This is a genomic window from Baekduia sp. (assembly GCF_035685985.1).
Lineage (GTDB): Bacteria > Actinomycetota > Thermoleophilia > Solirubrobacterales > Solirubrobacteraceae > Baekduia.
Genome location: NZ_DASRZV010000028.1, coordinates 145,911 through 169,459, shown reverse-complemented (window position 1 = coordinate 169,459; position 23,549 = coordinate 145,911). Strand labels below are relative to the sequence as shown.

The window sequence follows — 23,549 nt, the reverse complement described above, 5'->3', positions numbered from 1 at the left end:
TCGGACAGGACAACACCAGTGCCCAAGAAGCAAGCCAAAAGCAAGTACACCGCCGACCGGGGCATCCCCGGGGCGTTCGAAGGCGAGACCGTCACCCGGCGCCGCTTCATGGTCGGGACGGCGCACGCCACGGGCGCCATCGCCACCTCCGCGATCCTGCTGCCCTCGCTCGGGTTCGCGCTCGGCCCGCTCTTCGAAGAGCACAAGATGCGTTGGCAGCCCGTCGGGTCCCCCGACGAGTTCCCGGACGACACCTACGTGCCCAAGGTGATCACGCTCGTCGACGGCATCGGCCAGGCCGGCAAGAGCACGGTCTACATCCGCAAGCGCAACCCGGAGCTCGACACCGACAAGCTCCCCAAGGGGTTCGAGAGCGAGCAGTTCGTGGCGATCTCCACGCGCTGCATGCACCTCGGCTGCCCGGTGCGCTACACCGACGCCGCGCAGCGCTTCATCTGCCCGTGCCACGGCGGGGTCTACGACTTCCAGGGCAAGGTCGACGGCGGCCCGCCCGTCCGGCCGCTGGACCGCTTCTACAACCGCGTGCGCAACGGGCAGGTCGAGATCGGCCCGCGCTTCTCGGTCAACCGCGAGCTCAAGCGCTTCTCGCCGCGCAACCCGGGTGAGCCGCTCGACGGCATCGGCCCGCTCCTCTACCCGTCGCGGCCGACGATCCGGAAGCTCGACTCGCTCCCGCAGGACTAGGACTCATGCCGAAGCTCAAGCTCCCCGCCCCTCCGATCCCGCCGTCGCTGCGCCCAGCGCCGCCGCGTCCGGGCGCGCCCAAGCAGGGCCCGCTGGACAAGGCCGCCGAGGCCGGCATGTACACGGTCGACTGGATCGACGAGCGGACCTCGCTGTCCGGCGGCCTTCGCTGGATGCTGTTCCGCAAGGTGCCGAAGGGCACCAACTGGTTCTACACCCTGGGCTCGGCGACGATGTTCGCCTTCCTGTCGCAGGCGATCACCGGCGTCTTCCTGGCCATGTACTACCGGCCCGACGCGGCCGGCGGGGCCTACGAGTCGGTGCGCCACATCAACGACGACGTCTTCCTCGGCGAGTTCGTGCACGGCATGCACAAGTGGGGCTCGTCGGTGATGGTCATCCTGATCTTCCTGCACATGGCCAGGACGTTCTTCTTCGGCGCCTACAAGTACCCGCGCGAGCTGAACTGGGTCATCGGCGTGGCGCTGCTGATCCTCACGTTCGTGATGGCGCTGACGGGCTACCTGCTGCCGTTCGACCAGCGGTCCTTCTGGGCCACGATCGTGGCGAACAACATCACGGCGTCCGGCCCGATCGTGGGTCCGTACCTCGGCGACTTCCTCAACGGCGGCGCCGACTTCAACGCCACGACGCTGTCGCGGTTCTACGCGATCCACATGATGTTGGTGCCCGGCATCATCGGCGCCCTGATCGGCGCCCACCTCTACCTCGTCGCGCGGCTCGGCACGACCGCGCCGCCGTGGCAGAAGGTGAAGGTCCCCGAAGAGCTGGTGGAGGAGAAGGCGTGAACCGGCGCGAGAAGGAGGAGTACCTCCGCGAGTACTCCATCCTCAAGGCCCAGGGGAAGCCGTTCTTCCCCTATGCGGTCGCCAAGGACGGCGCCATGGCGTGCGTCGTCCTCGCGGTCATCATCCTGCTGTCGATCGTCCTCGGCGCCGAGCTGGGCCCGAAGGCCGACCCGACGACGACGACGTACACGCCGCGTCCGGAGTGGTACTTCTTCTTCCTCTTCGAGCTGCTGCGCGTCGTCAAGCCGCCGGAGTTCGTCGCCCTGGCGACGATCGGCATCCCGACGGTCTGCATGATCCTGCTGTTCCTGCTGCCGTTCTACGACCGCAGCCCGGAGCGCCGGCCCGAGCGCCGTCCCGTCGCGACGATCACGGCGGTGCTGATCATCGGCGCCATGGCCTACCTCACCTACGAGGGCGCCCACACGGGCGCGCCGACCGAGATCGACATGGCGACGCCGGCGTCGGTGAAGGCCGAGGGCCCAGCGGTGCTCAAGCAGTACGAGCAGGGCAAGCAGGTGATGGCCCAGTCCGGCTGCCTGGCGTGCCACAAGGTCGGAGAGAACGGCAACGCCGGTCCAGGCCCGAACCTGACCGACATCGCCGACCGGCTCCCGGCCGCGGGCATCCAGCGCACGCTGATCAACCCGACGGCGCCGATGCCGTCCTTCAAGAGCCTGCAGGCGGACGAGCCCGAGAAGTTCCAGGCGCTCGTGGCGTTCCTCGGGCGGCTGAAGTCCGGGGGCTAGCGACATGAGCGGCAGCGGAGGCGGGAGCGCGGCGTCCCGGCCGGCTCCCGCGGCCGACCGCGGCACGCTGCCCGAGCCGGAGGTCCGCGCGATGTTCGATCGCATCGCGCGGGTCTACGACCTCATCAACACGGTCATGACGGCCGGCCTGCACCACCAGTGGCGCAGGCGGGCGGCCGACCTCGCCAACGTCGGCCCGGGCGACCGCGTCCTGGACGTGGCGACGGGCACGGGCGACCTGGCGATCGAGCTGGCCGAGCGCGTGGCGCCCGCCGGCGAGGTCGTCGGCAGCGACTTCTCCGAGGAGATGCTGCAGTTGGCGCGCCGCAAGGCGCCGGCGCTGCGCTTCGAGTGGGGCAACGCGCTCGAGCTGCCCTACGCCGACGGCGAGTTCGCGGCGTCGACGGTCGGCTTCGGGGCACGGAACTTCTCGGACCTGGATCGCGGCATCGCCGAGATGGCGCGCGTCGTCAAGCCCGGCGGGCGCGTCGTGATCCTGGAGATCACCACGCCGCAGAAGCCGCCGCTGTCGACGTTCTTCCGCCTCTGGTTCGACCGGATCGTGCCGGTGATCGGCAAGCTCGCGGGCGACTCGCAGGCCTACGACTACCTGCCCAACAGCGTCAAGCGGTTCCCGGAGCCGCCCGGCCTGGCGGCGTCGATGGCGCGCGCGGGCCTCCAGGACATCCGCTGGATCCTCACCGCGGGCGGGATCATCGCCCTGCACGTCGGCACCAAGCCGGCGGGGCCGGTCGTGACGTCGTCCAACGGCTCGCGCCCGCACTAGCGGTCGCGGCCCACTAGCCTGCGCCCGATGAGCGCCGCCGAGGAGACCGCGGGGGGTGGTGGGCCGGTCACGGCTCTCGTCCACGCCGGCGGCGCGCACGTGCTGCCGCTGCTGGGGCGGGTCGAGGACCTGCTGCGCGAGGTCGCGTCGGGCCATGGGCCCGTGCTCACCGAGCACGCGGGGGCGACGATCGCCGCGGGCGGCAAGCGCCTGCGCCCGCTGCTGGTGATCCTCGCCGCCGGCGGGCATCCGAGCGGCGACGGCGAGGGCCTGGTGCGGGCGGCGGCCGCCGTCGAGCTCGTGCACTCCGCGACGCTCGTCCACGACGACGTCCTGGATCTCGCCCCGCTGCGCCGCGGCCGCCCGACGGTCTTCGCGAGCGCCGGCCGCGAGGCCGCCACGCAGACCGGCGACCTGCTGTTCGCGCGCGCGTTCGCGCTGCTGGCCCGCAACGGGTCCGCGGAGCAGGTGCGGGCGCTCAGCGACGCCGGCAGCGCGCTGGCGGGCGGCGAGCTGCTGCAGCGCGCCGACGCGTGGGACGCGACGATCCCGCTGGAGCGCTACCTGCGCCGCTGCGAGCTGAAGACCGCGCGGCTGTTCGAGGCCGCGTGCATCCTCGGCGCGCTGGAGGGCGGCGACGGAGACGGACCGACCCACCCCGCCGAGGCCCTGCGCGAGTTCGGCCGGCGCATCGGCCTGGCGTTCCAGATCCTCGACGACGTCCTCGACGTCGCCGGGCCCGCCGAGCGGACCGGCAAGCACCGCGGCACCGATCTGCTCGACGGGACCGTCACGCTGCCGTTCATCCTGGCGCGGGAGCGCGACCCGCGGCTCGGCGCGATCGACCCGCGCGCGATCGACACGCCGCCGAAGGCCGAGGCGATCTGCGACCGGATCGCGGCGACCGGCGCGCTGGACGCGGCGCGCGCGATCGCGCTGGAGCACGTCGCCGCCGCCAAGGCCGTCATCCCGGCCGGCCTGGCCGAGCGCGAGCGGGCGGCGCTGACGCTCGTCGCCGACGGCGTCGTCGCGCGCTACTCGTAACGCGCGCTCAACGACAACGGGCCGGCTTTCCAGCCGGCCCGTCGCCCTGCATCACGGACATACCGCGTGACAGGCTGGAGAGCCCTAGAAGTCCTCGGGGACGATGTGGTCCTCGAGCAGCGCGGTGGTGAACCGCTCGATCTCGTCCTCCATGTTGGCGTGCGCCAGGCGCTTGAGGTCGCGGACGAGCGCCTCGGTGCCGCGGTCGAGCTCCTCGTCGAAGCGCTCGACCAGCTCCTGCTCGAAGATGCCGGTTCCGGCCCACTCGCAGTTCGGGCAGCGCAGCGTGACCTCCCAATGGGTCGCGCCGGCCTCCTCCCACTCGGTCGGGTAGACCAGGTTGGAGTCGCAGGAGCCGCAGACGTGGAGGTCGGTGGCCGCCTCGTCGTGGTGCGGGGGCGCCGCCGCCGGGGCGGGGGCCAGGGCCGAGGTGGCCTCGGCCGTGGGGGCGTTCTGGTCCTCGAAGTAGACGACCTCGATCGTCTTGCCCGAGGGGAGGACGACGCGGCGGACGTAGTGGCGTGGGTCGTGGAGGCTCATCGTCTCGAAAGGGGGTGGCGCTGACAGTCCGGTGATCGGTCACCGGCCGGTTCGGCTTGAACCTCCGATAGACCATTCGTCCGCGTGCGGATACCGCCCTCGGGTGAGCCGGTTCGGGCCTTGTCGCGTTACCCTGTCACCCCCACCCACGGAGGCTCCTCGATGGCCGGACTCGGCGTCCCAGAACTGCTCATCATCCTCGTCATCATCCTGCTCGTCTTCGGGCCCAAGCGCCTGCCTCAGCTCGGACGACAGCTCGGCGGCGGCATGCGGGAGTTCAAGGACTCCATCCAGGGCAAGGGAGGCGACGAGGACGGCGGCGACGACGACGCCACCGCCGCTCGCAAGCCCGAGCTGACCCGTGCGCAGCAGGCCGACGTGCTCGACCCGACGCCCGACGCCACGCGCGCGCCGGTCGGCGAGCGGGACGAGCCCGCCACGCGCCCCGGCGGGTAGTACTTGCCCGCCTTTCGGCCCGTCGGACACGATGATCGGCTGAGCCTCGTCGAGCACCTCGACGAGCTGCGCACCCGGATCATCTTCTCGCTGCTCGCGTTCGTCGTCGCGTTCAGCGTCTGCTATTGGCAGAACGACCGGGTCCTCCACATCGTCAACAAGCCGCTGGACAAGGCGCATCGCGTCGACTGCCAGGGCGGCAAGAAGGCCGACGACGCGCTGGAGCGGTCGGGATGCTTCGACGAGGCCGTCGGCAAGTACCTGAAGCAGTCGGTGCCGTCGCTGGCGACGTCGGCCCGGACGCTGGACCGCCTCTCCCAGGAGAAGGGCCTCTCGGCGTCGGCCCGGGCCCAGGCGGCCGCCGCGGCGAAGTCGACGCGCGCGCAGGCGCTGTCGGCGGCGCAGGCCGCGAAGCTGACGCCGAAGGCGTCGACCGGTCGCCAGCCGGTGACGCTCGGCGTGACCGAGCCGTTCCTGACGACGATCACCGTCAGCGCCTACGCGGCGCTGCTGGTGGCGCTGCCGTTCATCCTCTGGCAGCTGTACGCGTTCATCCTGCCCGCGTTCTCGGCGGCGGAGAAGCGGGTCGCGCTGCCGCTGATGGCGCTCGTGCCGTTCCTGTTCATCGCGGGCGTGGTCTTCGGCTACTTCCTGGCGCTGCCCCGGGCCGTCAACTTCCTGCAGAACTACAACGACGGCGCCTTCGACATCCTCGTCCAGGCGAAGGACTACTACCGCTTCAGCACGCTGCTGCTGGCGGGGATGGGCGTCCTGTTCCAGATCCCGGTCGGCGTGCTGGCGATCGTGCGCCTGCGGATCGTGACGATCAAGCAGCTGCGGGCGTGGCGCGGCTACGCGCTGATCCTGTTCGCCGTGATCGCCGCCGTGGTGACCCCGACGCCGGATCCGTTCACGATGCTGATCGCCATGGCGCCGCTGGTGGTGCTGTACGAGATCTCGCTGATCCTGGGCCGGATCTTCGAGCCCAAGGGCGAGCCGCGCTTCGGATTCCTCGAGTTCGGGGACGATGACGACGACGAGGATTCCGACGACGAGCGGGGCGACACCGATGACGAGGCGGCAGGCCGTTCGTCCGGTGCGGTTACGCACGTCCCGAACGATCTAGACTGAGCAGCATGCTGTTCGACCTCCGCGGCCGGGGACGCCGCCGCTTCGTTCAGGGGATCTACCTCGGCCTGGCCATCCTGATGGGTGGCGGCCTGGTGCTGTTCGGCGTCGGTGGCGCCACGAGCGGCGGTCTTCTGGACGCGTTCAAGAACGACTCCGGCAGCCAGAGCGTGTCGGACACGTTCAAGAAGCGTGTCGACGTGGCGGAGAAGGCCGTCCAGGCCCGGCCGCAGGATCCCAAGGCGTGGGCCGAGCTGACCCGCGTGCGCTTCCAGCAGGCGTCGGTCGGCGACGGCTTCGACCAGGTCAACGGCGTCTTCACCGACAAGGGCAAGGAGGAGCTGCAGGCGGCCTCCCAGGCCTGGGAGAAGTACCAGACGCTCACCGACAAGCCCGACGACACCGTCGCGTCGCTGATGGTGCAGGCCTACGGCCAGTACGGGCTCAACCAGCCCGACAAGGCGGTCAACGCGATGGAGATCATCGTCGACAACCGCCAGCCGACATCCCAGCTCTACGTCCAGCTCGCCGCGCTGGCCTACCAGGCCGGCCAGACCCGCAAGGCCGAGCTCTCGTCCAAGAAGGCCCTCTCGCTGGCCTCCAAGGACGACAAGGAGCAGATCAAGGCCCAGCTCGACGCGGCCCGCACCGCCGCCTCCGCCACCGCCTCACCCTCCTCCACGACCCCTTCGTCCTGACCCGAACGAGGAGGCGCCCACCACCGCCTCCTCGCTATCCTTTCCCGCCTCGCCCCTATAGCTCAACTGGCAGAGCAGCGGACTCTTAATCCGAAGGTTCTAGGTTCGATTCCTAGTGGGGGCATGGACGAGAAGCCCGGCGTGTGCCGGGCTTTTGTCGTTCTCGCGCCATCCCTGAAGCAGCGGACGTGTCCCGGATGTGTCCCGAGAGGGATGGTTGTTGGTGTCGAACTTCCAGTTGCGTCGAGCCCGTTCGATCAGCGGGCACGTGTTCCGCGTGGACCGGGCCGCCGGTCCCGTCTGGTACGCGAAGTTCCGCCTGCCGGACGGTCGGCAGGTCCAGAAGAAGCGCATGCGCGAACCACGACACGTCAACCTCGACGTGTCCAGCCCGAAGAGGTCATGGCCCTCGTCCGCGCCGCCGAGTCCGGGCAAGACGCCGCCGGCGCCCTCACCACGCCGAAGAGCGGCAAGCTCCGCTCCGACCCCATGGCACCCCAGGTCGCCGAGACCCTCGCCCGCCTCGGGACGGCCGTCACCGACGACGCCCTCGTCTTCCCCGGCGACCACGGCGGCCACCTCGACGGCTCCGCCCTCCGCCGCCGCGACAAGCTCGCCCTCAACCGGCCCTCCCAATCGCCTCCCCTGTCCTCCAAGGCCCATGATGGCCCTCCATCGGCCGACCCGGCCCTCCAGGCGTTTGCCGTCACGTGCAGCCCAGGCCACATTGGGACGACGCAAGGAAAACAGCGAACTTGGGCCCGTCCAAGGATCGCACGTCGTTCGAAGAAGCCCCATGTCGATGCCCATCTCAGATCCGGACCGCCTGCTCACGACCGAGGAGGCCGCGCAGCTGCTCAACGTGGATCGCCGTACGATCCTCAACTGGATCAAGGGCGATCGCATCCCGTACGTCAAGCTCCCGGGGGGCGAGCGACGGGCGCAGTACCGGATTCCGCGGCTGGCGCTGCTGAGCGTGCTCGGCGGGAACTACGACCTGGCGAAGCAGTTCCGCAAGGAGGCCGCCGCCGCGGCCGAGGCGGCGGCGCCGGTCGCGCATTGAGCGCTCCTTCCGCTTAGACGGTCAGCTTCCTCGAACGAACATGGGTATGTTGGTGTCTCAATGGCGCCGACGACCTTGGCTCCGCAGCCCCTTGCGCTGGATGCGCAAGCCCTCGCGGTGCTCCTCTACGCCGACCGGGACGACGCCCTCCACCGATTCCTCCTGTGGCTCGAGGCGGGGTGGCTGGAACACGACATCCCGCGCGTTCGCGAAGCTCGATGGACAACCCCGGAGCGCCTGACGCCGGAGGAGTTCCGGCCCGACGCCGAGGGCGCCTTCGACCTCGATGCGGAGCTCGAAGGGACCGCCGAGGACGCTTCCCCGCCGGCCCGGGCGTCGATGGAGGACGCCGTCGCGGGCGGTGTCGAGGCGTTCCGGGACCGTCAGACCGAGCGGGAGGCGCGGCTGAAGGAGCTGCGCGCCCTGGGGCTCGGTGCCCCGCCGTGGTACCTGGTCACCAATCCTGAGCTTCTCAAAGAAGTCATCGATCTTCTCTCGGACCTGCACGCGCACGAGCACGACCGGCTGCTGCCGTGGGGCGAAGCCGGAGCGGCCGTCGCCGTGGTGCACGCGCAGAGCGACGTGGTCGGGGAGCCCCTGACCGTGGTCGTCACCCACGCCGGCCGACCGGTCGGCCCGCACGACGCGCGCTACCGCGTGCTGGCCGTGGCGTTGCTGGTCGGCGCACGGCAGGTCGGCGCGGAGGGCTCGGCGCTGGTTGGCGCTGATCCGCATCGGTACGAGAGCGGCTCGCGTGTCGTGGACGTCGTGCGCCTCCACGCGCTCGTGGACCGGCTGCCGGGCTAAGCCTGCCCGGACGGGAAGCTGTCGGGCGGCACGAGCCCGTACGCGCCGGACGCGTCGGCGTCCGCGATGTTCGCGCCGGTGAGCTTCGTGCGCTGGTCGAACCGCGCGCCCGCGAGGTGCAGGTCGGCGACCCGTGCGAGCGTCAGGTTCGCGCCCTCGAAGTTCGCGCGCTCGGCCCGAGCGCCCTCGAGCCGCGCCTTGGCCAGATGGGCGTGTTGGAGCCGCGAGCCGCGCAGGACGGCGCCGCGGAGGTCGCTGCGGGCGAAGTTCGCGCCGCGGAAGTCGGCGCTGCTGAGGTCCATCTCGCGCAGGTCGAGGACGCTCAGGTCGAGGTCGGCGCACAGCGCGGCGTTGGCCAGGGTGCGCAGGGCCTTCGCCGCGGCTCGGCGCTCCCCCGCGCTGCCCGGCGGCTGTGGCGCGTCGGTCCGGGGCAGCGTGTGGTGCAGGTAGGTCACGAGCACGTCGAGCGTGCCCTGCGCGCGGTCCGGCTCCCGCGTGGCCAGCGTCGTCAGGTCGTGGATCGCCGCCATCCGCGCCTCGGGCTTCTCGGACTCCAGGCGCAGGAGCGCGTTGCTGAGCCGGTCCTGGGCCTGCCCGTCGCGCGTGGCCTGCAGCCCGCGCCACGTGGCCGTCGCGCCGGCCACCACGGCCACGGCGGCGAGCGTCTGGATGAGCGAGCCACGGAGGTCGTTGCGCGCCTTCAGCGTCTGGTCGCGGCTCAGCGCGGCGTCGTTGTGGATCAGCACGACCGGCAGCAGCACCGCGGCGACGAGCAGCGCGGCGAAGAGGCCGACGAGCGCGACGACGAGCTTGGGTGAGCGCACGGGACGCATCGCGCCAACGTAGCTGCACACGCCGACGGCCGCGAACGCGTCTGAACGGTCCGCTGCAGATGCTGCGCAAGCCGGTGAGATGGTCGTCGGTCCTGAAGCGCTCTCTCGCGTCTTGACGGCACTTCCGCTGCTCCCGGCCCCTCTCGTGCTGGCGCTGAGCGCCGTGAAGTGGCAGGCTGGCGCTCGCGATGGCCGCCGAGCACGTAGACCTGCTGCGCCGGTTCCGACCTCAGCTGGTCTACGACTCGCTGGAGGCGTACTTCGCCGACCATCCGGGGCAGATGGTCGTCAACCCGGGCAACGAGCTGCGGCGGGGCGACGAGGTGCTGGCGCGGGTGGACGACGGGACGCTGACGCTGGACGTCCTCAAGCCCGACGGTGGCGCGCTCGCGAACGATGTCCTGTCGATCAAGGGCAGGGACTACGCGAAGCAGTACGGGGCGCTGCGCCTCGCCCATCCGGAATTCAACAACATGATGGTCGCAAGGGCCAGGACGGACGACCACGGAGTCGTCTGGCTCCAGTACTGGCTCTGGTACTTCTACAACGACTACCGCCTCACCGCCGACGTCGGCCTGCACGAAGGCGACTGGGAGATGGTGCAGCTCCGGCTCGGCGACGACGGCACGCCGGACTACGCGATCTACAACCAGCACAAGAGGGCGCAGCGGCGGCCGTGGGATCGCGTGGAGAAGGACCCCGACAACCCGGATACGGCGATCGTCTACGTCGCGCGCGGGTCGCATGCGTCGTACTTCGAACCCGGCGTCCACCCCACCGAGGTCTGGGCCGACGTGTGCGATGGCGGCCGCAAGGGCCCGCCGGCGCGACTGCTGGTCATCGACGACGGCACGCCCTGGGCGCGGTGGCCCGGGCGCTGGGGTGACACCAGGCCGCGCAACGCGACCGAGTCCGACAGCCCGACCGGGCCGGGTCGCAAGAAGGAGTGGGACAACCCCGCGCACGCGTTCGACCACGCCTACGAGGAGGAGCGCCCCGCCAAGCACCCGCTCGCCGGCCCGGACTTCGGCGTCGGACGCCACGACGGTCGCCTCCTCATCACCTACAACCTGATCCGCCTGACCGGCACGCCGAAGACCGTCGTGGTCAACGTCAACTCCACTCAGGAGCCGGGCGTGCCGCCCAAGACGTTCGCCTTCGACGTCCCGACCGGCGCCAAGCGCGGCTCGATCGCCACCGACGTCCCCGTCGACTCGGCCAAGACCTACGACATCCGGCTCTCGATGGACATCCGCACCCCCGCCGGCGAGACCCTGCCGTCCGTCACCGTCCGCCGCACGCTCGACCCGGGCGACCACGCGCCCAAGCGTCCCTTCACCACGACGCTCGGCACGCTCTTCGTCCCCGTCACCGAATGGGTCAAGCGCCTCCTTCGACGGCGCCCATGAAGCGCATCGCCATCCTCTGCGACGGCACGTGGAACCGGCCCGACCAGGTCCACGACGGCGTCGCGTGCCCGACCAACGTCGTCCGCCTGCACCGCGCGCTCCCGTCGACCGCCGCCGACGGCGTCACCCAGCTCCCGTTCTACGAGCGGGGCGTCGGCACCGGCCGCTTCGATCGCCTCAGCGGCGGCATGTTCGGCTTCGGCCTCTCGCGCAACGTCCGCGCCTGCCACGCCTTCCTGACCGACCACTACGACCCGGGCGACGAGCTGTACCTCTTCGGCTTCTCCCGCGGCGCGTTCACCGCCCGGTCGCTCGGCGGGCTGATCGGGAACTCCGGGATCGTCCGCCCCGAGCACCGCAACCGCCTCGACGAGGCCTACAAGATCTACCAGGACCGCGGCGACCCCACCAAGAAGCCCTCCGGCGTCACCGCGACCGCCTTCCGCAAGGCCTACGCCTACTCCGACGTCACGCCGATCCGCTTCATCGGCGTCTTCGACACGGTCGGCGCGCTCGGCATCCCGCTGCGGATCGCGGCGCTGACCAAGCGCTGGTCCTTCCACGACGTCCGGCTCGGCGCCCACGTCGCGACCGCGGTCCAGGCGCTGGCCATCGACGAGCGCCGCGGCCCGTTCCTCCCGACGCTCTGGCAGCGCCAGCTCCAGGCGCCGCCCACCCAGCAGCTCCACCAGGTCTGGTTCTCCGGCGTGCACTCCGACGTCGGCGGCGGTTACCCCGACCACCGCCTCGGCGACCTCGCGCTGCGCTGGATGAGCCATCACGCCAACGAGGCCGGCCTCGACGTCCAGCCGTCCGCGCAGCCCGACGCGCTCGCGCCCCAGCACGAGTCCTACAGGTCGTTCTACCGGCTCACCAAGCCCCGCCCGCGCAAGCTCGTCGGCACCGAGGGCGGCGCGGCCTCGGACTCCTCCTGGCGGCGCATGCGCGAGCTGCCCGGCTACCACCCCGACAACCTGCGCGCGTACCTCGCCACCGATCCGCCGCACGCCGACGCGTAACCTCCGCGGCGTGTTCCTCCTCCAGCTGTCCTACATCGCTCCGCTCGACGAGGTCGACCGCGTCCGCGACGCGCACATGGCCTGGATCGCCGAGCAGTACGAGGCGGACCGCTTCATCGCGTCCGGTCCGAAGGTCCCGCGCACCGGCGGCGTCATCCTCGCCCGGGCCATGCCGCGCGACGAGCTGGACGACGTCATCGCCTCCGACCCCTTCACCCTCGAAGGGGTCGCGGCCTACGACGTCATGGAGTTCTCGGCGACGACCGTCGCCGCGGGGCTGGAGTCGCTGCGCGAGCCGTCGCGCTGAGCCAGCCCCCAGGTTTCCGCGAGCACCTCGTAGGACCGCACGCGCGCGCCGAAGTCATAGGCGTCGCTCGCGACGATCACCTCGTCGGCGCCCACCCGCTCGACCAACGACGACAACTTCGACGCCACCGTCGAGGGACCGCCCACGACCGCCAGCGCCATCTGCGCCTCGATCGCGGCGCGCTCGCCGTCGCTGGTCCAGAACCGCTCCATCGCCGCGTCGTCCAGCGGCGGCAGCGTGCCCTTCGGCGCGCCGCGCGTCAGCCACGCGAACTTCTGCAGCGTCGAGCTGAACGCCCACCTCGCGGCCGCGTCGTCGTCGGCCGCCAGCAGCGACACGCCCATCATGAAGTAGGGCCGGTCCAGAGCCTCGCTGGGGACGAACCGTTCCCGGTACAGCGCGGCCGCCTCGTCCAGGAACCGCGGCGCGAAGTGCGAGGCGAACGCGTACGGCAGGCCCAACCGGGCCGCCAGCTCGGCGCCGTACAGCGACGACCCCAGGATCCACACCGGCACGCCCGACCCGGCGCCCGGAACGGCGCGCACGCGCGGGCGGGTGGGACCGGTCTCCGGCGCCAGGAACGACCGCAGCTCCTCGACCTCGGCGTCGAACTGCACGCCGCCGTTGGGGTTGCGGCGCAGCGCCCAGCCCGTCACGTGGTCGGTCCCCGGCGCGCGGCCCAGGCCGAGGTCGATCCGCCCCGGATACAGCGCCTCCAGCGTCCCGAACTGCTCGGCGATCACCAGCGGCGCGTGGTTGGGCAGCATGATCCCGCCGCTGCCGACCCGGATCGCCGCCGTCACCGACGCCAGCGCGCCGATCAACACCGACGTCGCCGACGACGCCACGCCCGGGATGTTGTGGTGCTCGGCGACCCAGATGCGCGAGTAGCCCAGGCGCTCCACGATCGGCGCCAGCTCCAGGGACTGCCGCAGCGCCTCGTCGGCGCCGGACCCCTCGCGGATCGGGGCCAGATCCAACACGGACAGCGGGACACGGGCTTCAGGCATCCCCCACAATGGTACGACGTCGATCGAACCAGCTGGCGCGGCCGTCCCCCGCGGCTTCTCAGAGACTTCCCAGGAACGATCGGCACCCTGCTCTCCATGCGCGTCCTGGTGGTCGATGATGAGCTGGCGGTTCGCACGTCCCTGAGCCGTGCGCTGAACCTCGATCGCTACGAGGTCGACCTCGCCGAGGACGGCCGCGAGGCCCTGGAGCGCGTCAGCGCCACCCGCTACGACGCGATCGTGCTCGACGTCTCGATGCCGCAGCTCGACGGCCTGGAGGCCTGCCGCCGCCTGCGCTCGGCAGGCGACCGCACCCCCGTCCTCATGCTCACCGCGCGCGACGCCGTCGACGACCGCGTCGCCGGCCTGGACGCCGGCGCCGACGACTACCTCGTCAAGCCGTTCGCGCTGCGGGAGCTGCAGGCGCGGCTGAGAGCCCTGCTCCGCCGCGTCGACGGCCCGGCCGACGAGCTGCGCTTCGGCGACCTGCGCCTGGAGCCCGCCACCCGCGACGTCTGGCGCGGCGACCGACGCCTGGAGCTGAGCCGCACCGAGTACGCGCTGCTGGAGCTGTTCCTGCGCCATCCGCGACAGGTCCTCGAGCGCAGCGTGGTCTTCGAGCAGGTCTGGGGCTACGACTTCGGCGCGACCTCCAACGTCCTGGGCGTCTACATGGGCTACCTGCGTCGCAAGACCGAGGCCGGCGGCGAGTCGCGCCTGCTGCACACCGTGCGCGGCGTCGGCTACATCCTGCGCGAGGAGCCCGCATGACGCTGCGCCGGCGCGTGACGCTGATGTCCGCGCTGGTGGTCGGGGCCACGCTCGTGCTCGCGTCGGGCGTCTGCTACCTCGTCATGCGCGGCGAGCTGCGCGGCCAGATCGACGACTCGCTGCGCGAGCAGGCCACGCAGGTCACCCGCGCCCCGCGCTTCGGCCCGACCAACGGCGGCGACTTCCCGCAGCGGGTCCCGCAGCCGCAGCGCCGCACCGGCGCCTCGCAGGCCTACTTCCAGTTCGTCTCGCCGGACGGGACGAGCCCGCGCCCGCCCGGGACGACCGAGCCGATGCTGCCGATCACCGCGCAGACGAGGGCGATCGCCGCCGCCCAGCGCGGCCGCGCGTGGACCGACACCACCGCCGACGACGTCCACGTCCGCCTGCTCACCGTCGGCCTGCCCGGCCGCGGCGCGCTGCAGCTGGCGCGCTCGCTGGCCTCGGTGGACCGCGCGCTCGCGCGCCTGAAGATCGTCCTCGCGCTGCTGACCGTCTTCGGCACCGGCTTCGCGGCGCTGCTGGCGCGCATCTTCAGCCGGCCCGTCGCCGCGCCGACCGAGCAGGAGCTGGCGATCTCCCAGGGCGCGCTGGCCGACTCGCTGGCCGCCCAGCGCCAGCTCGTCGCCGACGCCTCGCACGAGCTGCGCACGCCGGTGACCTCGGTGCGCACGAACGCCGAGATGCTGCGCGACGCCTCGCACGTCCCCGACGACGAGCGCCGCCTGATCGCCGGCGAGGTCGTCGACCAGGCCGAGGAGCTGACCGCGCTGATCGGCGACCTCATCGACCTCGCGCGCGGCGACGTGCCCGACCCGGCGGTCGAGGACGTCCGCCTCGACGCGCTGGCCTACGAGGCCGTCCAGCGCGCGCGCCGCCACGCGCCGCGGCTGGACTTCCGGCTCGACGCCGAGCCCTGCGTGGTCGAGGGCGCGCCGGAGCGCCTCGCGCGCGCGATCAACAACCTCCTGGACAACGCCGCCAAGCACTCGCCGGACGGCGCGGCGGTGCAGGTCGTCCTGCGCGACGGCGTGCTGACCGTCCGCGACCACGGTCCCGGCATCGACCCGCGGGACCTCCCGCACGTGTTCGATCGCTTCCACCGCGGCGCCAACGCCCGCGGCCGTCCGGGCTCCGGCCTCGGCCTGGCGATCGTCAAGCAGGTCGCCGAGGCCCACGGCGGCCGCGTCGCGCTGCAGGTCGCGCCCGGCGGCGGCACGATCGCTCGGCTGACGCTCCCGGCCGTGCCGGTCGAGGCCGTCACGGCTTGACGAGCTTCTAAGATCCGGGCCCATGTCGCTCTCCGCGCTCGCCGTCCTCGACGGCACGGTCCTGCCCGCCGACGAGGCGACGATCGGGGTCACGGATCTCGGCCTGCTGCGCGGCGACGGCGTCTTCGAGGTCATCAAGATCTACGACGGCCGCCCGTTCGCGCTCGACGACCACCTGCGCCGGATGGCGACCTCCGCGAAGAACCTGCGCCTGGAGATCGACCTCAACGCCGTGCGCGCCGACGTCGACGCGCTGCTGACGGAGGCGGGACCGGTCAGCGGTGCCGTGCGGTTCCTGGTCTCGCGCGGCGGCCGGCGGATCGGGCTGGTCGAGGCGACGCCGGCGGCCCATCCGCCGCTCGCGCTCGCGCGCGTGGAGTACGTGCCGCCGCGGATCCTCGACGGCGTCAAGTCCCTGTCCTACGCCGGGAACATGCTGGCGCAGCGGGTCGCCAAGGAGCGCGGCGCCGACGAGGCGCTGCTGGTCACGCCGCACGGCCGCGTGCTGGAGGCGCCGACGTCCTCGTTCTTCGTGTCCTTCGACGGCGAGACGCTCGTCACGCCGCCGCTGAGCGACCGCGTCCTGGACTCGATCACGCGCCGCCGGTTGTTGTCGCTGTTGCCGGATGCGCGCGAGGAGGTCGTCACCGCGGACTCGCTCGGCCGCGCGCGCGAGGCGTTCCTGGCGTCGACGACGCGCGAGGTCCAGGCGATCGCGCGCGTCGACGACGTCGTCCTGCCGGTCGCGCCCGGCCCGTTGACGGAGGCGGCGGCGCGCGCGTTCTCCGCGCACGTCCGGGACGAGATCGCCTCGGCATGAAGGTCCTCACGGTCATCGGCAACCGCCCGCAGTTCGTCAAGGCGGCGGCGGTCTCGCGGCTGCTGCGCGAGCACCACGACGAGGTGCTCGTCCACACCGGACAGCACCACGACGACGAGCTGAGCGCGATCTTCTTCGAGGAGCTGGCGATCCCGCGCCCGGCGCGCCAGCTGCACATCGCCGGCGGGACGAACACCGACCAGACCGCGCGGATGCTCGCCGCGCTCGGGCCGCTGATCGACGAGGAGGCGCCGGACGTCGTGCTCGTCTACGGCGACACGAACTCGACGCTGGCCGGCGGCCTGGCGGCGGCGCAGCGCACCGTCCCGGTCGTGCACGTCGAGGCGGGCATGCGGTCGTTCGACCGCGCGATGCCCGAGGAGCTGAACCGCGTCCTGACCGACCACCTGTCCTCGCTGTTGTTGGTGCCCTCGGCGACCGCCGAGCAGAACCTGGCGCGCGAGGCCGTCGCGGGGCGCGTCGTGAACGTCGGCGACGTGATGGTCGACGTGTCGATGATGTTCCAGCCGCGCGCGAAGGCGGACCTCAAGCCGCTGCGCGAGGCGGGCGTCGAAGTTGATGGCTATGTGTTGTGCACGTCGCACCGCGCGGGCAACGTGGACGTCCCGGAGCGGCTGCGCAAGTTGGTGGACCTGCTCCTGGCGCTGGACGAGCCGGTCGTGTTCCCGCTGCACCCGCGCACCGGCGCGCGCCTGGACGCCGCCGGCTGGCTCGACGAGCTGGCGGCGGCGCCCCACGTCCGGCTGACCCCGCCGCTCGGGTACATGGCCTTCACCTCGCTGCTGACCAACGCGCGGCGCATGCTGACCGACTCCGGCGGGGTGCAGAAGGAGGCCTACTTCGCGTCGGTGCCGTGCGTGACGCTGCGCGACACCACCGAGTGGGTGGAGACGGTCGAGGTCGGATGGAACGTGCTCGTGGACCTCGATGCGGACCGCGCGCTGGAGGAGCTGCGGCGGGAGCCGCCCGCCGTGCACCCGGAGCTGTACGGGGATGGGCGGGCGGGGGAGCGGGTCGTCGGTGCGATCGACGAGTTGGCGTCGGGTCTCCGTGGGCCGGGCGGGCGTCGATAGCGCGGCGCGATCGACGAGTTGGCGCCCTAAGAGCGCGGAGCGATCGCCGAGCCGGGGTCGGCCCCGGTGCCGGCCGGGCGGCCGATCCGCCGCACGGGCACCGGGGCGAAGCGCGCCGCGTCGAGGACGCCGCGACCATCGACGATCGCCTGCACGCCGGGAAGGTCCTCCCGTTCCAGGCGCTCGTACTCGCGGTGGTCGGCCTGGACGACGACGCCGTGCACGTCGCCGCCGTCCCACGGGACGAAGCCGTGCGCGCGCAGCTCGTCCGCGGAGAACAGCGGGTCCTCCGCGACGACCTCCGCGCCGCGCCCCTCCAGCGCGTCGCGCAGCGCGAAGGCGCCGCTGAAGGCCGTCTCCTTCACGCCGCCGCGGTAGGCGATCCCGAGGATCAGCACGCGCTTGCCGTCGACGTCGCCGAGCAGGTCCGCCGCGTACGCGGGCATCCCCTCGTTGATCTCGCGGGCGGCCAGCGGCAGGCGCGCGTCCGCGTCGCCCGCCAGCAGGAACCGCGGGTACACCGGGATGCAGTGGCCGCCGACGGCGATCCCGGGCCGGTGCACGTGCGAGTAGGGCTGGGAGTTGGCGGCGTCGATCACGGCCAGGACGTCGATGCCCAGCTCGTCGCTGTAGCGCGCCAGCTCGTTGGCGAAGGCGATGTTGATGTCGCGGTAGGTCGTCTCGGCGAGCTTGCTCAGCTCGGCCGCCTCGGCGCTGCCCAGGCCGCGCACCTCGGCGTCCAGGAACGACGCGTACAGCTCGATCCCGCGCGCCTCGCCCGGGGCGCTCAGCCCGCCGACCAGCTTGGGGTACTTGTCGAGGTCCTCGATCGCGCGCCCGCTGAAGATCCGCTCCGGCGAGAAGACCACGTGGAAGTCCTGACCCTCGACCAGGCCGCTCGCCGCGGCCAGCGCCGGCGCGACGCGCCCGCGCGTGGTGCCCACCGGCATGGTCGTCTCGATCGACACCGTGGTCCCGGCCCGCAGCCCGCGCCCGATGTCGCCCACGACCGCGTCGAGGATCGCCCAGTCCGGCCGGGCGCTCGCGTCGACCATCAGCGGCGGCACCGCGATCACCAGGTCGGGACCCTCGGCGACCGCCGCCGCGGTGTCGGTCACCGCGCGCAGCCGGCCGTCGGCGACCGTCTCGGCCAGCGCCTCCGGCAGCCCGGCCTCGTTGGGGAACGGCGCCTCGCCGCGGTTGACCGTCGCGACCACGCGCGGGTCGATGTCGGCGCCGACGACTTCGTGCCCGGCCAGCGCGATCCGCGCGGCCAGCGGCAGGCCGACCTTGCCGAGGGCGACGACTACAACGCGCACGTCTCACCCGACCGCGCGCTCTCCAGCACGGCCTCCGCGACCGCCACGGTCTCCAACCCCTCGTCCAACGAGACGACGCCGCCGGTCGCGCCGTCCTCGCCGGCGATCAGCGCGCAGAAGGCCTCCAACTCGACGGCCAGCGGCTCGCGACGCTCCAGCGCGTAGCGCGTCATGTCGCCCTCGGCGACGCCGCGGCGCGCCGCCGCCTCGGGCCAGCCCACCGTCGGGACGTGGGCGTTGGCGTAGAAGTACAGGTCGGCGTTCAGCGTGTCGGCCACCAACATGCCGCCCTCGCCGAGCACGCGCGTGCGGCGCACCTTGGTCGGCGTCAGCCAGTCGACCATCGCGTTGAACGCGCGCCCGTTGCCCAGCCGGCCGGTGACGAGCACGAGGTCCTCGTGCTCGCGGCCCATGCGGTGCTGGGTCTGCGCGGCCACGCGCTCGATCGGCGCGCCGCCGAGCCAGCGGACGAGGTCGAGGTCGTGCGTCGCCAGGTCCTTGACGACGCCGACGTCGCGGATGCGATCCGGGAACGGCCCGACGCGCTCGGTGGCCACCAGGTACACCTCGCCGATCTGCCCGTCCTGCACGCGCTCGCGCAGCGCGCGCAGCGCCGGGTTGCAGCGCTCGACGTGGCCGACCGCGCCGTGCACGCCGGCCGCGCGCACCGCGTCGATCACGACGCGCGCCTCCTCGACGGTCGCGGCCAGCGGCTTCTCGACCAGCACGTGCACGCCCGCCTCCGCGAGGGCGCGCGCGGTCGGCACGTGCTCCTCGGTCGGCACCGCGATCACGGCGAAGTCCGGCGCGCCGCCAGGGGCGCTCAGCAGCTCGTCCACCGACGCGTACAACAACGCACCGTCGCGCACGGCGCCGAAGCGGTCGCCGCCGGGGTCGACGGCGCCCGCGAAGCGCATCTTCGGGTTGGACTGCAGGATGCGCGCGTGGTGGCGGCCCATCATCCCCAGGCCGACGACCGCGCCGCGCGGGGGCTGCGGTGGTGCCACGCGAGGAAGCCTACGCGGCCGAGGACGCGCGCATCGCGTCGGCGGCCAGCGCCGAGTCCTTGGCGGCCGCGGTCCAGATGATCTGCTCGCGGCCCGGACCGACGCCGACGATCACGACCGGCACGCCGACGGCCTCCTCGAGGAAGCGGAGGTAGGCCTTCGCGTTCTCGGGCAGCTCGTCGTAGGTGCGCAGCTCGGAGATGTCCTCCGACCAGCCCGGCAGCTCGGTGTAGACGCCCTCGGCGTGGTGCAGCACCGACTGGTGGTACGGGAACGTGTCGGTGACGAAGTCCTCGTCCTTGGTCCCGCGGTACTGCGTGCAGACCTTCAGCGTCTCGAAGCCGCTGAGCACGTCGAGCTTGGTGACGGCCAGCGCGCTCAGCGAGTTCAGGCGCGCGGCGTAGCGCAGCGCGACGACGTCCAGCCAGCCGGTGCGGCGGGCGCGGCCGGTCGTGGTGCCGAACTCGCCGCCCTTCTGGCGGATCTCCTCGCCGACGTCGTCGTGCAGCTCGGACGGGAACGGGCCGGCGCCGACGCGCGTGGCGTAGGCCTTGGTGACGCCCCAGACCTCGGCGATGTCGCGCGGGCCGACGCCGCTGCCGGTCGCCGCGGCGGCCGCGACCGGGTTGGACGACGTCACGAACGGATAGGTGCCGTGGTCGATGTCCAGCAGCGCGCCCTGGGCGCCCTCGAAGAGGATGTGCTTGTCGTCGTCCAGCGCACGCCAGGCCAGCGCGGACGTGTCGGCGATGTGCTGCTCGAGGCGGTGGCCGTAGGTCACGTACTCCTCGGTCATCGCCTGCAGGTCGATCTCGCGGCTGAAGGGGCGCAGCTGCTGGCGCTTGGGCTCCAGCGCGGCGGCGATCTTCTTCTTCAGGATCCGCTCGTCGAGCATGTCCTGGACGCGGATGCCCAGGCGCGCGGCCTTGTCGGCGTAGGCGGGGCCGATGCCGCGCTTGGTCGTGCCGATCAGGTTCTTGCCGAGCTTCTGCTCGCCCTCCATGTCCAGCAGGAGGTGGTAGGGCATGATCAGGTGCGCGTTGGCGCTGAGCTTCAGCCCGGAGACGTCGACGCCGCGCGCGCGCAGGTCGTCGATCTCGCTCGTGAGGACCGCCGGGTCCACCACGACGCCGTTGCCGATCACGCACGTCCGGCCCGGGTAGAGGATGCCGGACGGGATGAGGTGGAACTTCCACGTCTCACCCGCGTGGATGATCGTGTGGCCCGCGTTGTTGCCGCCCTGGAAGCGGACAACGACATCTGCGTGCTCGGCAAGGAGGTCGATGACCTTGCCCTTGCCCTCATCGCCCCACTGGGCGCCGACGATCACGGTTCCTGGCATTTCTTTTGAAAGTGTAGGGAACTCGCTCGCGCCGACCGGCGCGACGCGGCCGCAAACGCCTGACTAGGCGGCGCGCTGCAGGCCCAGGAAGCGCGGGTACTCGCCCTGGAAGGTGAGCGGCACGTCGCCGAGGCCGCCGTTTCGATGCTTGGCGACGATCAGGTCGGCCTCGCCCGGGCGGTCGGTGTTCTCGTTGTAGTACTCGTCGCGGTAGATGAACATGACGAGGTCGGCGTCCTGCTCGATCTGGCCGGACTCACGCAGGTCGGAGAGCATCGGGCGCTTGTCGGTGCGGGACTCGACGCCGCGGGACAGCTGCGACAGCGCGATCACCGGGACCTCCAGCTCACGGGCGAGGATCTTCAGCCCGCGCGAGATCTCGCCGATCGCCTGGACGCGGTTGTCGGTCCGCGCGTCGGTGCGCAGCAGCTGGAGGTAGTCGACGATGATCAGGCCCAGCCCGCCGTACTCGCCCATCGTCTGCTGGTGCAGGCGGCGGGCCTTGGCGCGGACCTCGAGGATGCCGATGTCCGACGAGTCGTCGACGAACAGCGGCGACTTGTCGTAGCGCGCGGCGGTCTCCAGGACGCGCTTCCACTTGCGCTCGTCCTTCAGCCGGCCCTTGCGCAGGTCGTCGCCCTTGATCGACGCCTGCGACGCGATGAAGCGCTGGGCCAGCTCGGACTCGCTCATCTCCAGGCTGAACAGCGCGACCGGCCGCGGGCGGTCCGGGTGCAGCGCGACGTTCTCGGCGAAGTTCGTGACCAGCGCCGACTTGCCCATCGAAGGACGCGCGGCGACGATGATCATGTTGCCGGGCTGGAAGCCGCCGGTCATCTCGTCCAGCTCGCTGAAGCCCGACGGCGTGCCGGTCATCGAGACGCCCTCGGTGGACAGCTGGTGCCAGCGGTCCAGCTCCTCGTCCAGGACCTCGCCGACGCGGCGGAAGTCCTTCTGGCGATCGTCGCGCCCGACCTCGAGCATCGCCTTCTCGGCCTGCTCGACCGCGTCGCGCGGCGTCAGCTCGTGGTTGTGGACCGACGCCTGGATCTCGTAGGTCGCGCTGAGCAGCTTGCGCAGCAGCGACATCTCGCGGACGATCTGGCCGTAGCGGCGCAGGTTGCCGACCGCGGGCACCGCCGCCGTCAGCGCGTCGATCTCCGCCGGGCCGCCGGCCTGCTCCAACTCGCCGCGCGCCCGCAGGTGCTCGGTGACCGTGACGACGTCGATCGGCTCGCTCTCCTCGTAGAGCGCGAGCATCGACCCGTAGATGAGCTGGTGGCGCTCCCGGTAGAAGTCCTCCGGCTTGAGCCCCTCCTCGATGACGTACGCGTAGTGGACCTTGTCCGACAGCAGCACGGCGCCGAGGACCGACTGCTCGGCCTCCAGCGAGTGCGGCGGCGTCAGCGCCGCCTGGCCCATCGGCGACGACGGCGCGCCGCCGTAGTCGGTGTCCTCGTCGTAGTTGTAGTCGTACGCTGTCACCGGAGAACGACCGACGGTACCGCTCCCCGCGGCGGCATCGCGCGCGAAGTCTCCGCACTTTCCGCACACATCGTGCGCGGCGCGCCCGCGCACGTCGCGCGCGGAACGACCGAGGGGCGCCGTCTCCGGCGCCCCTCGGCGAAAGCGGTGCGGTTGGTGGGCGGGCGGCCGCTAGGCCTCCGACACCATCACCTTGATCGAGGCGGTGACGCCGTCGGCGACCTCCAGCTCGACCTGGTAGGTCCCCACGTTCTTGATGGGGTCGTCGAGGCGGATCTTGCGGCGGTCGACGTCGATGCCGCGCGCCTCCTTGATGGCCTCGGCGATGTCCTGGTTGGTGACCGAGCCGAACAGGCGGCCGTCCTCGCCGGCCTGCTGGGCGATCGTCAGGACCGTCTTGTTCAGCTGCTCGGCCTGCTCCTGCGCCTCGGCGAGGCGGGTGGCGGCAGCCTTGTTGTAGGCGTCCTGGTTGCGCTCGGCCTCGCGGAGCAGGCCCTTGGTCGCCGGGGCGGCGAGCTTGCGCGGGATCAGGAAGTTGCGCAGGTAGCCCTTGGAGACGTCCACGACGGCACCGCGGGTGCCGATGCCGTCGACGTCCTTGAGCAGAATGGCCTCGGGCATGGCGCTAGTCCCGGTCCCGATCGCGGTCGCGACCGCCGCGGCGGCCGCCGGCGGACTCGGACGCGGGCTCGGCGGCGTAGGGCAGCAGCGCCAGCTCACGGGCGCGCTTGACGGCCGTCGAGATCTGGTTCTGGTGACGACGGCACGCGCCGGTGATGCGGCGCGAGCGGATCTTGCCGCGCTCGGACACGAAGCGGCGCAGGCCCGTGACGTCCTTGTAGTCGACGAGCTCGATCTTGTCCTTGCAGTACGGGCAGGGCTTGCGGCGCCCGCTGCCCGGGCCGCCCTTCTTGTCCCGGCGACGGGACGGCTTCGTCGCGCTCTTGCGCTGCTTGGCCACGGTGGGTTCCTTCTGCTTGGGTGTTGCGAATGAAGTCTTGACGTGCGAACGCGCGCCTAGCTGGACGCGCGAACGGACAGTGTGACACGCGCGCGCCCAGGGCGACGCGCGGCAC

26 protein-coding genes and 1 tRNA gene are annotated in these 23,549 nt (G+C 71.9%); 18 read left to right on the top strand and 9 right to left on the bottom strand.

The window, feature by feature from the left end; genetic code table 11:
* Positions 1-18: 18 nt before the first annotated feature.
* The 5 genes from VFG42_RS18495 to VFG42_RS18475 are packed head-to-tail and all read left to right on the top strand — an operon-like array spanning position 19 to position 4,094.
* Positions 19-705, top strand: coding sequence for a ubiquinol-cytochrome c reductase iron-sulfur subunit (locus VFG42_RS18495; RefSeq protein WP_324910251.1), 687 nt, complete (start codon positions 19-21; stop codon positions 703-705).
* Between the two features lie 5 nt (positions 706-710).
* Positions 711-1,514, top strand: a complete 804-nt coding sequence (locus tag VFG42_RS18490; RefSeq protein WP_324910250.1) for a cytochrome b — start codon at positions 711-713, stop codon at positions 1,512-1,514.
* Entirely contained in the window at positions 1,511-2,263 is a 753-nt protein-coding gene (locus VFG42_RS18485; RefSeq protein ID WP_324910249.1) for a c-type cytochrome, read from the top strand. Before VFG42_RS18490 ends, VFG42_RS18485 begins: the two co-directional genes overlap by 4 nt.
* Before the next feature lie 4 nt (positions 2,264-2,267).
* Positions 2,268-3,050, top strand: coding sequence for a bifunctional demethylmenaquinone methyltransferase/2-methoxy-6-polyprenyl-1,4-benzoquinol methylase UbiE (ubiE, locus tag VFG42_RS18480; RefSeq protein ID WP_324910248.1), 783 nt, complete (start codon positions 2,268-2,270; stop codon positions 3,048-3,050).
* Positions 3,051-3,077: 27 nt separating this feature from the next.
* Positions 3,078-4,094 (top strand): polyprenyl synthetase family protein, encoded by a 1,017-nt coding sequence (locus tag VFG42_RS18475; RefSeq protein WP_324910247.1) that lies wholly within the window; start codon positions 3,078-3,080, stop codon positions 4,092-4,094.
* An 84-nt stretch (positions 4,095-4,178) separates the two neighbouring features.
* Here VFG42_RS18475 and VFG42_RS18470 read toward each other — a convergent pair whose 3' ends face one another.
* Positions 4,179-4,634, bottom strand: a complete 456-nt coding sequence (locus VFG42_RS18470; RefSeq protein ID WP_324910246.1) for a hypothetical protein — start codon at positions 4,632-4,634, stop codon at positions 4,179-4,181.
* Between the two features lie 162 nt (positions 4,635-4,796).
* On the opposite strand from VFG42_RS18470, the gene tatA reads away from it, so the two are divergent.
* The 6 genes from tatA to VFG42_RS18440 all read left to right on the top strand — a co-directional run bounded on the left by tatA (position 4,797) and on the right by VFG42_RS18440 (position 8,786).
* Positions 4,797-5,090 (top strand): twin-arginine translocase TatA/TatE family subunit, encoded by a 294-nt coding sequence (gene tatA, locus VFG42_RS18465; RefSeq protein WP_324910245.1) that lies wholly within the window; start codon positions 4,797-4,799, stop codon positions 5,088-5,090.
* 3 nt (positions 5,091-5,093) lie between these two features.
* Positions 5,094-6,221: a twin-arginine translocase subunit TatC gene (gene tatC, locus VFG42_RS18460; RefSeq protein WP_324910244.1), complete on the top strand. Its 1,128-nt coding sequence runs from the start codon at positions 5,094-5,096 to the stop codon at positions 6,219-6,221.
* A gap of 5 nt (positions 6,222-6,226) precedes the next feature.
* Positions 6,227-6,916 (top strand): hypothetical protein, encoded by a 690-nt coding sequence (locus VFG42_RS18455; protein WP_324910243.1) that lies wholly within the window; start codon positions 6,227-6,229, stop codon positions 6,914-6,916.
* 51 nt (positions 6,917-6,967) lie between these two features.
* Positions 6,968-7,040 (top strand) — tRNA-Lys (locus VFG42_RS18450).
* Between the two features lie 678 nt (positions 7,041-7,718).
* Positions 7,719-7,979 (top strand): helix-turn-helix domain-containing protein, encoded by a 261-nt coding sequence (locus tag VFG42_RS18445; RefSeq protein WP_324910242.1) that lies wholly within the window; start codon positions 7,719-7,721, stop codon positions 7,977-7,979.
* A 60-nt stretch (positions 7,980-8,039) separates the two neighbouring features.
* The gene (locus VFG42_RS18440) at positions 8,040-8,786 is read left to right on the top strand and encodes a hypothetical protein (protein ID WP_324910241.1); all 747 of its coding nucleotides are present in this window, start codon (positions 8,040-8,042) and stop codon (positions 8,784-8,786) included.
* On the opposite strand, the gene VFG42_RS18435 is transcribed toward VFG42_RS18440, so the two are convergent.
* Positions 8,783-9,619 carry a pentapeptide repeat-containing protein gene (locus tag VFG42_RS18435; protein ID WP_324910240.1) on the bottom strand — a complete coding sequence of 279 codons (837 nt, stop codon included), beginning with the start codon at positions 9,617-9,619 and terminating at the stop codon, positions 8,783-8,785. The two genes, VFG42_RS18440 and VFG42_RS18435, sit on opposite strands and share 4 nt — an antisense overlap.
* Positions 9,620-9,807: 188 nt before the next feature.
* Between VFG42_RS18435 and VFG42_RS18430 the strand changes: the two genes are divergently transcribed.
* The 3 genes from VFG42_RS18430 to VFG42_RS18420 are packed head-to-tail and all read left to right on the top strand — an operon-like array spanning position 9,808 to position 12,354.
* Positions 9,808-11,028 (top strand): hypothetical protein, encoded by a 1,221-nt coding sequence (locus tag VFG42_RS18430; RefSeq protein ID WP_324910239.1) that lies wholly within the window; start codon positions 9,808-9,810, stop codon positions 11,026-11,028.
* Positions 11,025-12,047, top strand: coding sequence for a DUF2235 domain-containing protein (locus VFG42_RS18425; protein WP_324910238.1), 1,023 nt, complete (start codon positions 11,025-11,027; stop codon positions 12,045-12,047). The genes VFG42_RS18430 and VFG42_RS18425 overlap by 4 nt, the downstream gene beginning before the upstream one ends.
* Before the next feature lie 10 nt (positions 12,048-12,057).
* Positions 12,058-12,354, top strand: coding sequence for a YciI family protein (locus VFG42_RS18420; RefSeq protein WP_324910237.1), 297 nt, complete (start codon positions 12,058-12,060; stop codon positions 12,352-12,354).
* Here VFG42_RS18420 and VFG42_RS18415 read toward each other — a convergent pair.
* On the bottom strand, positions 12,282-13,364 hold the full coding sequence (locus tag VFG42_RS18415; RefSeq protein WP_324910236.1) for an LLM class flavin-dependent oxidoreductase: 1,083 nt from the start codon (positions 13,362-13,364) through the stop codon (positions 12,282-12,284). The two genes, VFG42_RS18420 and VFG42_RS18415, sit on opposite strands and share 73 nt — an antisense overlap.
* A gap of 96 nt (positions 13,365-13,460) precedes the next feature.
* On the opposite strand from VFG42_RS18415, the gene VFG42_RS18410 reads away from it, so the two are divergent.
* Genes VFG42_RS18410 through wecB form a run of 4 tightly spaced genes read left to right on the top strand, consistent with a single transcriptional unit; the run spans position 13,461 to position 17,320 of the window.
* The gene (locus tag VFG42_RS18410; RefSeq protein ID WP_324910235.1) at positions 13,461-14,135 is read left to right on the top strand and encodes a response regulator transcription factor; all 675 of its coding nucleotides are present in this window, start codon (positions 13,461-13,463) and stop codon (positions 14,133-14,135) included.
* The gene (locus VFG42_RS18405) at positions 14,132-15,406 is read left to right on the top strand and encodes a HAMP domain-containing sensor histidine kinase (protein WP_324910234.1); all 1,275 of its coding nucleotides are present in this window, start codon (positions 14,132-14,134) and stop codon (positions 15,404-15,406) included. The genes VFG42_RS18410 and VFG42_RS18405 overlap by 4 nt, the downstream gene beginning before the upstream one ends.
* Positions 15,407-15,428: 22 nt before the next feature.
* Positions 15,429-16,226, top strand: coding sequence for an aminotransferase class IV (locus tag VFG42_RS18400; protein WP_324910233.1), 798 nt, complete (start codon positions 15,429-15,431; stop codon positions 16,224-16,226).
* Positions 16,223-17,320: a non-hydrolyzing UDP-N-acetylglucosamine 2-epimerase gene (gene wecB, locus VFG42_RS18395; protein WP_324910232.1), complete on the top strand. Its 1,098-nt coding sequence runs from the start codon at positions 16,223-16,225 to the stop codon at positions 17,318-17,320. Before VFG42_RS18400 ends, wecB begins: the two co-directional genes overlap by 4 nt.
* Before the next feature lie 26 nt (positions 17,321-17,346).
* On the opposite strand, the gene VFG42_RS18390 is transcribed toward wecB, so the two are convergent.
* The 6 genes from VFG42_RS18390 to rpsR form a co-directional block, all read right to left on the bottom strand.
* Positions 17,347-18,639: a nucleotide sugar dehydrogenase gene (locus VFG42_RS18390; protein ID WP_324910231.1), complete on the bottom strand. Its 1,293-nt coding sequence runs from the start codon at positions 18,637-18,639 to the stop codon at positions 17,347-17,349.
* A complete protein-coding gene (locus VFG42_RS18385; protein ID WP_324910230.1) occupies positions 18,627-19,646 on the bottom strand; it encodes a Gfo/Idh/MocA family oxidoreductase in 1,020 nt (339 codons plus the stop codon). Before VFG42_RS18385 ends, VFG42_RS18390 begins: the two co-directional genes overlap by 13 nt.
* Positions 19,647-19,656: 10 nt before the next feature.
* Entirely contained in the window at positions 19,657-20,988 is a 1,332-nt protein-coding gene (locus VFG42_RS18380) for an adenylosuccinate synthase (protein WP_324910229.1), read from the bottom strand.
* Between the two features lie 63 nt (positions 20,989-21,051).
* Positions 21,052-22,473 (bottom strand): replicative DNA helicase, encoded by a 1,422-nt coding sequence (gene dnaB, locus VFG42_RS18375; RefSeq protein ID WP_324910228.1) that lies wholly within the window; start codon positions 22,471-22,473, stop codon positions 21,052-21,054.
* A gap of 171 nt (positions 22,474-22,644) precedes the next feature.
* On the bottom strand, positions 22,645-23,094 hold the full coding sequence (rplI, locus tag VFG42_RS18370) for a 50S ribosomal protein L9 (protein WP_324910227.1): 450 nt from the start codon (positions 23,092-23,094) through the stop codon (positions 22,645-22,647).
* Positions 23,095-23,098: 4 nt separating this feature from the next.
* Complete coding sequence (rpsR, locus tag VFG42_RS18365; RefSeq protein ID WP_324910226.1) at positions 23,099-23,434, bottom strand: 30S ribosomal protein S18; 336 nt, start codon at positions 23,432-23,434, stop codon at positions 23,099-23,101.
* Positions 23,435-23,549: the final 115 nt, after the last annotated feature.